The following is a 9,077-nucleotide window of genomic DNA, read 5'->3' as shown; positions in this document are numbered from 1 at the left end:
GCAGGCCACCGGCATCGGACCGGCACGTTCCGCCTCCGTCCACACCATCAGGCGACACCAGAATGACTCATATACTCACGAACCGCCCACTGAGAGTGCCCTGTGAGGGGTGGTAGATGTCGAATCCCCAGCTCAGGGTGTTGTCCTTACACCCTGTGCGGGGGTGCCGCCCCTCGGCGCATCATCTGCGCAGAGTGTCAAGCCAAGCCGCTGACCAGGCTAAACGGCGATTGCAGGCGTTGACTGCCGTTGAGCTTGGCTGGGGCTGTTGTGCCCTCGACATGCCTCCCGTGCGGCTGGTCCCCGTCACGTCCCGTCATCGCAGAGCCCCCCGCTGATACATGGTCAGGCGATGAGCATCGCTTGAGGAGTTCGATCAACGGGGCGCCACCGCTTGCTGCGGTAGAGGGTGTGGTGGCGTAGCGAATCGCTAGGGGCCGTGGTCGTGGGCTGCCGTTGATGTCAGGAGTGGATGGCAGGCAGGCCGAGGCACGATCCTCACAGCGCGGTAGTCGTACCCGTCCTGCTTTAGTACTGCAATGGTGCTTGTCGTGACTGATGGCCAGGTCAGGGGATGTGTCCACGTCGTTTGTAGTGGCTGGTGCGGGCCTGGTGTTGTCGTCGTCGGCGCCAGGTCGACCAGTGCAGGATGTGCTCGACAGGTGTGGGCCGGCGGTCCGTCAGGCGGGTGATCAGCCGCCGTATCTCGGCGAGGCTGAGGTGGATGAGCTGGGAGGATCCGTTTCTGCTTTCCCCGCATCCAGTGCGCGGGCTCGCAGGACGGTCAGGCAGGCGTGGGCGGCCATGGCCAGGGTCATGTGGCGGTGCCACCCGGGATAGCGGCGGACCTGGTAGTCATCCAGGCCGCACTCCTGTTTCGCGCTCTGGAAGCATTCCTCGATGGCCCATCGGCTGCCCGCGATGCGGATCAGGTCATCCAGGGTGGTCTGGGCGGGGCAGTAGGCGATGTAGTACGAGATTTCCTGCGGGCGGGCGACGCTGCGGCGGGCGATCACCCAGTGACGGCGGTCGGGCCGGTGCCAGGGCCGCACCTCAACACGGGCCCAGTCGTAGATCCGCAGGCCGTGAGCCCCGCTGCCGCAGGAACGACGCTTCCATTTCTGCCGGGCAAGGCCGTTGAACAGGTCGTGGACGGGATGGTCGATCGCCCAGCGGGTGACCACGGTGTCGTGCCGGGTGGTGGCCATGACGTGGAAGACGTCCGCCCGCTCCAACTCGGACCGCCAGCCCTTTGAGAAGCCGTAGGCGGCATCCGCGGTCACCCACCGGAACGGGATCTTGTCCGCGATGACGCGGCGGACCATCGCCTTGGCCATGGCCACCTTGGTCTCAAAGGCGACCTCGTCGTCGATGCCGGCCCGCCGGCACTTTTCCCGGTCGTCGGTCCAGAAGGTGGGCAGATACAGGCGCCGGTCGATCAGTGTCCGCCCGCGGTCGGTTGCATAGGCGAGGAAGACACCGACCTGGCAGTTCTCCGTCCGCCCGGCGGTGCCGGAGTACTGCCGCTGCACCCCGGCCGACCGCGTCCCCTTCTTCAGGAAACCCGTGTCGTCCACGGCCAGGACGGCGTCGGGGTCGCCGAGGTTGTCGACCACGTACTGACGCACATCGTCGAGCACCTCATCGGCGTTCCCCTCGATCTGGTTCAACATCCGCTGTATACGGTCCGGGCCTGCATGGCCGGCTTCCTCCGCCAGCGTCCAGCCGTTCTTGCGCTGCAGCGGAGCGATCAGCCCGCGCATATAAGCCAGAGCCGACTCACGCGGCTCCGACCTGCTGAAACGGTGCACGAACCGCTCATGCACCGCATCCAGTTCACGCGCCCACAACCTGACATCAGCAAGGTCCCCACCCACAACCACACCAACGACCGACCTGGCCATCAGTCACGGCAAGCACCGTTGCAGTACTAGTACTCCAGCAGCGTTTCGCTATCTGGCCTGGTCAGAGGCATCGCCCGGAGTGTAGTCGGCTGAGGTTGCGTCAGGGGCGGTCTTGCCGGACCGCCCCTCCAACGAGTGGGCTGGGGAAATGGCTGGGCTGCGATAGGGACAGCTTCCCAGCGTGATCGACGAAAATGCGGACGCGGCCTGGGAACGAGAACTCGACGACCTTTTCCTCTGCATCGGCCACCGGTTTGGCCGTGCCGACCTGCGGCGCCGGATGCGGGGCTATGTGCGGGGCCTGCTCGCCCCTGTCGGCCGCAAGAACGGCTGGCAACTGGCCGAGTTCGCCGGGCATCGCACCCCTGACGGCCTCCAGCGGTTGCTGAACGGAGCGACCTGGGACGCCGACGACGTCCGCGACGACCTGCAGTCATACGTCGCCAAGCGCCTCGGCGACGACAGCGGGGTGCTCGTCATCGACGACACCGGCTTCATCAAGAAGGGCACCACCTCAGCCGGAGTGCAGCGCCAATACTCCGGCACCGCCGGCCGCACCGAAATCTGCCAGATCGGCGTCTTCGCCGCCTACGCCACCAGCACCGGCCGCGCGTTGGTGGACCGGGAGCTGTACTTGCCCAAGTCGTGGACGGACGACCGCGAGCGCTGCCGGGCGGCGAAAGTCCCCGACGAACGCGGCTTCGCCACCAAGGGAGAGCTGGCCAAGCGCCTCGTACTACGTGCCCTGGCCTCCGATCTCCCCCTCGCCTGGGTGGCCGCGGACGCCGCCTACGGGCAGGAGGGGCGCTTCCGCCGTCTGCTGGAGCAGTCCGGTCTCGGCTACGTGCTCGCAGTGCCCAAGTCCCAGCAGGTCTTCGGACCGCGCATTGACCACCTCTTCGCCCAGGCCCCACAGGCGGCATGGGAGCCGATCTCGTGCGGTGACGGGGCCAAGGGGCCGCGGCTCTACCACTGGGCGGCACTGGAACTGCCCACGGTGGCCGAGTTCGACTACCAGGGCGAGGTTCCCGTCCGTCGTCGGTGGGCACTGGCCCGCCGCAGTCTCAGCAAGCCCGAGGAGATCGCCTACTTCCTCGCCTACGCCCCGCGCGAGACCGTGATGGCCGACCTGGTACGGATCGCCGGGATGCGCTGGCAGATCGAGGAGTGCTTCCAGGCCGCGAAGAACGAGTGCGGCCTGGACCAGTACGAGGTCCGCCGTTACATCGGCTGGTACCGGCACATCACCCTGGCAATGCTCGCCCATGCCTACCTCGCGGTCATGTCGGCCGACGCGGCGGCAAAGGGGGCTGCAGAAACGCTTCAGGCACCCTGGCTCCGCTCACCGTGGCAGAAGTCCGCCGACTCCTGGCGCCTCGCCTCGCCGACAATCACCGAGCCGGCCGGTCGCTTCGTGCGCACATGCTGAACTGGTCACGCTGGCGCCGCAGACGCCAAGTTGTCGCCCGCCACTGCCACTACCGGCGACGACAACACTCGTTGGAGGGGCGGTCCGGCAAGACCGCCCCTGACGCAACCTCAGCCGACTACACTCCGGGCGATGCCTCTGACCAGGCCAGATAGCGAAACGCTGCTGGAGTACTAGGCGACCCGGGTGCACGCGGGTCAGTACGTCGAGCGCACTTCGCCGAGTGCAGACTTTCTAAGTGCGTTGTGGCAAACCGGATCTCGTTCGAAGCCTGCGGTGCGGGTGATCATTCGGACAGGGATGCCCATGTGGTCGTGGGCATGAGGAAACGGGCCCCTTGGTAGTGACGTGGTTGTTGAGGCCGGTCACGAGCAAGGAGACCCGTTGTCTGACGAGTTGACCATCCCTGCTGTGCTCGCGTCCACCACGGCCACCCCTGGGTGTGACTGCTACGTGCACAGGTTCGGTTCGATCGCTCCGGGATGGCGGGCGCGGTGCTATCCGAGTGACATGACGGATGCGGAGTGGGCCGAGGTCCGCGCCGCGATGCCGGTGCCGGCCTGGCTCCTCAAGCGGGGCGGGCGTCCGGAGGCGTACTGCCACCGCGAGATGCTCGACGCTGTGCGCTACCTGGTCGACAACGGCGTGAGGTGGATGGCCCTGCCGGTCGACTTCCCGTACTGGCGGGCGGTCTACGACTTCTTCCGCCGCTGGCGGACCTATGACTACGTGCGTGAACTGCACGAACGCCTGCGCCGCACGGCGAGGGAGCGCTCAGGCCGCAACACTGAGCCCAGCGCGGGAGTCATCGACAGCCAGTCGGTGGACGCCTCCGAGACCGTCGGTGAGGACAGTCGCGGATACGACGGCGGCAAGTCACGTGACGGGCGCAAGCGCCACATCCTGACCGATACCGAGGGCCTGCTCCTGGAGGTGACCGTGACCACGGCCGACGTTCACGACTCCAAGGCCGCCCCCGCGCTGCTGGAGACGTTCATGGACCAGCCGGGCCGGCTGCTGAAGCTGGTGTGGGTCGCCAGCGCCTATCAGGGGCCGGCGCTGGCGAAGGCGTTCGCCCGCCACGGAGTGCGCGTCGATGTCGTGCGCCGCTTGGACGGACGGCGCGGATTTGTCGTACTGGCCCGCAGGTGGGTGGTGGAGCGCACGCTGAGCTGGCTCTCCCGCTCACGCCGCCTCAACCGCGACCACGAACGCCGCCCCGACCACCACGCCCAGATGGTGTGGTGGGCCGCCGTGATCAGGCTGTCGAGGCGCCTGGCCGGAGAAACGCCCCGTCCGGCTGCTGAAGGCGCGGGCATGAACCGCCCGTCCTTCGCCCGCACCAGCCAGCCCCGCTTCTCCAGCACGTAGGCACGGTGCCGGATCTTCTCCACCTCGTTCTTGATCTCCGCCTCCCGGCCCACCGCCCGCGTCAACTCCACCCCGTTCACCGGCCCCGAAGCGGCCACCACCGCGGCGAACACCTCCCCATACAGGCCACTGAGCACCTCCTCACCCATGCCCGACCGCCACACCGGCGGCCTCTCTCCATGCCCCGCCCCCAAGCCCCCCGATCCCACGGCGGGAGCCATCTCACCACCACACGGCACGGAAACCGGCGCATTCACCGGGCTCTCCTCGGCCAGCACCGACACGAGCTCCTCACGCCCCACCCGGGCCCGCTCGACTCGCTCCCGCGCGGCATCCACCTCCGCCTGAGCCTGCTCCAGGACCTCAGTCCAGGACTCCAGATCCTGCCTCGCCCGCGCCTCACGCTGTTCCATCAACCCCAGCACCGACGGCATCGCGACCTCCTCGATCCACAACAAGCCGTCCGCTGCCTGCCCCTACCCCGTCGCGATCATGCCCCGCACACGAAGAAGCCCCTGCTCATCGAACAGCGACTCCCTTTGCCACAACGCACTTAACCTCGCGCTTTCATCAAGCGGGCTGTCCGGCAGGCGGGCAAGAAAGCAGAAAGTGCCTCTGACCAGCAAGAATAAGGATTGTCGAGGTCCTTGTTCCTGCCACCGCCGGAGGCACTTCCCAGGTGAAGCACTCTATCGGGTCCTATCCCCGTGTCCGCGTCCAGGACGACGGCCGTCAGGTCGTCTCCCAGGCCGGTTCGATCCTGCTGGTCGAAACGGTCCGCAAGACCGGTCTTGACCAGGCGATATCCGCAGCTCTGGCGCCGTGGCGCAAACCGCGGGCCGCCCACGATCCCGGCAAGATCCTCCTGGATCTCGCTCTGGCGGTCGCGCTGGGCGGGGACTGCCTCGCGGACGTTGCGATGCTGCGGGCCGAGCCGGCCGTCTTCGGTCCGGTCGCCTCCGACCCGACCGTCTCCCGCCTGATCGACACCCTCGCCGCCTCCGGCGAAAAGGCCCTGCAGGCGATCCGGTCCGCACGCTCCGAAGTCCGTGACCATGTCTGGTCGTTGGCGGACCAGAACGCCCCGGACGCCGACGGTCAGGTCACCGTCGATCTCGACGGCGTCCTCGTGATCGCCACTCCGACAAGCAGGACGCGGCCGCGACCTGGAAGAAGACCTACGGCCACCATCCTCTGACGGCCTTCGTCGACCACGGTCCGGGCGGAACCGGCGAGCCCGTCGCGGCCCTCCTCAGACCGGGAAACGCGGGCTCCAACACGGCCGCCGACCACATCACCACCGCCCAGCTCGCCCTGGCCCAGCTGCCGAAGCGCTACCGGCGAGGGCGGCAGACGCTGATCCGCACGGACTCCGCCGGCGGCACCCACGACTTCGTCTCCTGGCTCGCCAGGCGAGGACGATGGCTGTCCTACTCGGTCGGTATGACGGTCACCGAAGCGATCCACGAACACGTGCTGAAGGTCCCCGCCCCGGCCTGGACGGCGGCCGTCGAGACCAATGGTGAGGCCCGTGACGGGGCCTGGGTCGCCGAGCTCACCGGCAAGCTGCTGGACGGCTGGCCGAAGGGCATGCGGCTGATCGTCCGCAAGGAACGGCCTCACCCCGGCGCCCAGTTGAGGATCACGGACGCGGACGGCATGCGGATCACCTGCTTTGCGACCAACACCCCTGACCGGCCGATCGCCGAGCTCGAGCTCCGTCACCGTCTACGGGCCCGGGCGGAGGACAGGATCCGGGCCGCCCGGGCCACCGGCCTGCGCAACCTGCCCCTCCACACCACAGCCCAGAACAAGGTCTGGCTCGAGATCGTCCAGATCGCCCTCGACCTGCTGGCCTGGATGCCCATGCTCGCGCTCACCGGCACCGCCAGACTCTGGGAACCCCGCCGACTGCGGTTCCGCCTGTTCACCGCGGCCGGACAACTCGTCACCTCCGGCAGTCGGCGGATCCTCCGCCTGGCCCGGCACTGGCCCTTCACCGGCCACATCACCGCCGCACTCGAACGGCTCGCACTCCTGCCGAATCCCGGCTGACCAGCGAATCCACCCGTCCCTACGACAGCCCTTCACCACCCGGAGCAGTGGAACCCGGCGCCACCCCGAGACGACACTCGGGCCCTCGGCCTGCACGGACTCAAATCACGGCACGAAAACGGGCCACCGACTCCGTCGGCGGTCCGTCACGAAACTTCGAGGTTAAACGGCGGCGAATGAGACAGAAACTGAGACGGTCTGGCGCACGACCAAGGTGGTGACCAGCTTGAAATGGCGTGGGCTCAGGTTGGCGAACAGGGCTATCCAGGAGGCATCGCCAATACCCGCTTGAAGTAAAACCTAGAGCTCGTTGCGTCTTCGATATGTCTGGTTCTCCGCTGCGGTACCAACGGTATTTCGAACGAAATTCATGATCCCGAGAACTTCTAAATGCAACTCTTCATATGAATCCGCATCGACGCTTAGATATTGACCGTGGGCTATTTCGTTTCGCACTCTTAGTAGTTCATAGTCGATGAGCCTCGTCTTGGTTTGGATAGGAGAAGAGTCGAGGCCTAGCGATTCAAACAAATCGAAGCATCTGGTGCTGTTCAAGTTGGACTGAGTATCCACGCCTCGACGCCATGGAATCTGCGCTCGCGTAGTATCTCCGGTGAGGATCGATTGCGCCCGTCGTGCAACTCTACGGGCCGCGGAAAGTCCCTCCTGAGAGTCCAGTGCGGCCTCATGGCCAAGCGCCACGAAGGCAGGATGAAGCTCTCCATAGGTCAAGCGGCGGCGCCCGACGTACTGAAGGTACATTGACAAGCAATGCTTCGCGTAACCTTCCCAGTGCGCGTAAAGGAGAGGTACGCCTGCGCGGCAAAGGGTGCGTTGAGTGGTGCTCTCAGAATTCGCCCTTCGAATTGTACTGAGATAGCTGTGAAGCTCACTGCGGCGCCACGCAAGATCTTCGTCTAGTGAATCCTGGAGTTCAGCGAGTGTCCGCACTTAATCCCCCAGAGAGAATACCTTTTGCCCAACCTCAAACATGTGAGGGATGCGCAGCTCTGCCGACTTCCCTGCGCCAGCCCGGCTACGGAATGTCTCATCTTTCCAGACGTTCTGCACCCTCTGGCGTAGGAGCCGCGGTCGGACTCCATCTTCTAGCTGTTTCCAGTATTCATAATTGAGGCCCAATCCAGTTGTCACCGCCTCGAAGGCGGAAACCGTGAATCTGCCGCTGTGCTTAGACTTCGCCACGTCATAACGCTTGAAGGATGATTCCCCGAGGGCCTCATTCAGCCAGGAAAAGATATCCATGAAGCGTGCATGTTCGAAGTCCCGATCGAAATCGTCGGATTCGATGAAGTGACGCATTCGAGAAGTTAGAAACTCGCCAACGTCAGAAAGGCCAGAGAGGTCAGATCGCTGAGCGGTAACAACGGAGAGATAGCGGAGGGCAAGTTCAACACCGTACGCCTCCTCCTCCTGTCGTTCGGTAATGCTGACGGTCTGCTCGAATTCAGGAGTTGAGGCTAGTGACTGGAGCCACCTGTAGAAAGTTGGGTCCAGCATCACGGCAAGGCAGTTTCGGGCCTCCTGCTCGGAAAGGTGGGCGCCGCTATTTAGCCGCTGGAACAGGTCGAACTTCGCTTGTTCATCACTTGTATGCTCGACGATTTGGAAATCGAGTCGAGCGCGCTTAAAGAAGCGTTGCTGGGCCTCCGAGAGAACGGTGATACCTTCAGCCTCGCGAGGAGCCACCGACTCACTCCATACGACCCCCTCAAGGCTTTTCAGATAATCTCCGGCCGTAAGGGGGTCGGGAGTGTCCAGTTCCCCATCGTCCCTTCGCAGCGCACCCATGAATCGGAAAAGAGTGGACAGTCGCTGAACTCCATCTACGACGTCCCAAACGCCGTCCTTGCGGGCCGCAACAAAAATTGGGGGGATCGGAATACCGAGGAAGACGCTCTCGATCAGACGGGACTGCTGTTGAATTCCCCACCGGAAGATCCTCTGGAATTCGGGGTGAATTTCCAGATCTGAATTATCGTACATAGATAGCGCTTCATTAATTGCCATGCTGTACCGGTCCGTATGGATCTCGCGAGAACGCTTCACGATTTCTTCCTGCAACCCCACCTGGTCCTCCTTGAACGTCAGCTGCTTCGACATGCGGCTCCCCTCCCTTATCGCCCTACTGCGACAGTATGGACTGCATCTCGGTTGCCCGGGGCGCTGTTGGCTGAGGTGCGGAGCCAGATGGTTACTGAGGTTGAACTCGTGATGTCGTGCCGTTGCTCAGGTGGGCCGGATGGTCAGGCCGGTCTCGGCGAGGCAGCCGTCTATGAGGTCGCTGCGGTACTGGATGT

At 64.9% G+C, this 9,077-nt stretch carries 5 protein-coding genes and 1 pseudogene; 3 read left to right on the top strand and 3 right to left on the bottom strand.

All coding sequences use genetic code 11. The features are described from left to right. Positions 1–692: 692 nt before the first annotated feature. The gene (locus ACWDD7_RS37220; protein ID WP_450460659.1) at positions 693–1,877 is read right to left on the bottom strand and encodes an IS701 family transposase; all 1,185 of its coding nucleotides are present in this window, start codon (positions 1,875–1,877) and stop codon (positions 693–695) included. Positions 1,878–2,145: 268 nt separating this feature from the next. Between ACWDD7_RS37220 and ACWDD7_RS37215 the strand changes: the two genes are divergently transcribed. From ACWDD7_RS37215 to ACWDD7_RS37205, 3 genes and pseudogenes are all read left to right on the top strand, one after another. Next, on the top strand, positions 2,146–3,333 hold the full coding sequence (locus tag ACWDD7_RS37215) for an IS701 family transposase (RefSeq protein ID WP_450460657.1): 1,188 nt from the start codon (positions 2,146–2,148) through the stop codon (positions 3,331–3,333). A gap of 510 nt (positions 3,334–3,843) precedes the next feature. Beyond that, positions 3,844–4,704 (top strand): IS5 family transposase, encoded by an 861-nt coding sequence (locus ACWDD7_RS37210; protein WP_450460656.1) that lies wholly within the window; start codon positions 3,844–3,846, stop codon positions 4,702–4,704. Between the two features lie 679 nt (positions 4,705–5,383). Beyond that, positions 5,384–6,759: pseudogene (locus ACWDD7_RS37205) on the top strand (IS1380 family transposase). A 300-nt stretch (positions 6,760–7,059) separates the two neighbouring features. Here the strand turns inward: ACWDD7_RS37205 and ACWDD7_RS37200 are convergent. Together ACWDD7_RS37200 and ACWDD7_RS37195 are read right to left on the bottom strand one after the other, a co-directional pair. Next, positions 7,060–7,710 (bottom strand): MAE_28990/MAE_18760 family HEPN-like nuclease, encoded by a 651-nt coding sequence (locus ACWDD7_RS37200; protein WP_450460655.1) that lies wholly within the window; start codon positions 7,708–7,710, stop codon positions 7,060–7,062. Beyond that, on the bottom strand, positions 7,711–8,880 hold the full coding sequence (locus ACWDD7_RS37195) for a DUF262 domain-containing protein (protein WP_450460654.1): 1,170 nt from the start codon (positions 8,878–8,880) through the stop codon (positions 7,711–7,713). Between the last annotated feature and the right edge of the window lie 197 nt (positions 8,881–9,077).

The sequence above is a fragment of the Streptomyces sp. NPDC001056 genome (assembly GCF_053598955.1).
The sequence above is the reverse complement of the archived record's forward strand: the minus strand, read 5'-3'. Positions and strand labels throughout refer to the sequence as shown.